Origin of the sequence: Mesorhizobium vachelliae (assembly GCF_033977325.1) — a bacterium.
Classification (GTDB): domain Bacteria; phylum Pseudomonadota; class Alphaproteobacteria; order Rhizobiales; family Rhizobiaceae; genus Mesorhizobium; species Mesorhizobium vachelliae.
The window spans coordinates 1-658 of the sequence record NZ_JAVIIR010000078.1 but is presented as its reverse complement, the minus strand read 5'-3'; the positions used below and the strand labels follow the sequence as shown (position 1 = coordinate 658).

At 55.8% G+C, this 658-nt stretch carries 1 protein-coding gene; it reads left to right on the top strand.

Annotated features, from left to right (window positions below):
- Positions 1-226 precede the first annotated feature (226 nt).
- Positions 227-658: GntR family transcriptional regulator (locus RFM41_RS34095; RefSeq protein WP_320253524.1), on the top strand; the 432-nt coding region annotated here is incomplete at its 3' end.

Here is a 658-nt window from a genome sequence, read left to right as displayed (position 1 = left end):
TGACCCGACAAAGTCTGGAGCGCAAAGAATGCCACAATCGCGCTCGTACACGACCTAAGAATTCCATGTTTCACTAAAGCCTCAACGGCCGGCTGTTCCCGATTGACTTTCTGGTCCGGCCCGCTCAAGAATGAGCGCGTCCTAAAATAGGGTCAATTCCAGATTTGCAATGGTGTCAACTTGGATCCCCAACCTGAGTGGCGGCTCACAGCACCGCTATCGTGCTTTGGCAGAAGCGATCCGGGATGCAATCCAAGCCGGCGATCTAAGGGCAGGAGACAAGCTGCTGCCTCATCGGGAGATGGCGTGGAAACTTGGCGTCACCGCTGCAACTGTCTCTCGAGCCTATAATGTCGCCGCAGAGTGGGGTCTGGTGTTTTCACGTGTCGGTCACGGGACGCGAGTGCGAGAACCCGGCGATGTTCGCGAACCCATAACCCTTCGCGAGCGAAATGAACGCGGGACCGACAAAATCGGGACGCAGATAGACTTCGGCCTACTTCTTCCAACGCCGTTGCAGGAACACTCGTTGCGACGCCAAGCATTCGAGAATGTTTTCGCGCGCACTGGTCGAGATATTCTGGATCGCTCTTTGTCGGGCTATGCGCCCGACCTTGGATATCTCTCGCATAGAGAAGCAGGCGCCAAGTGGTTGAAA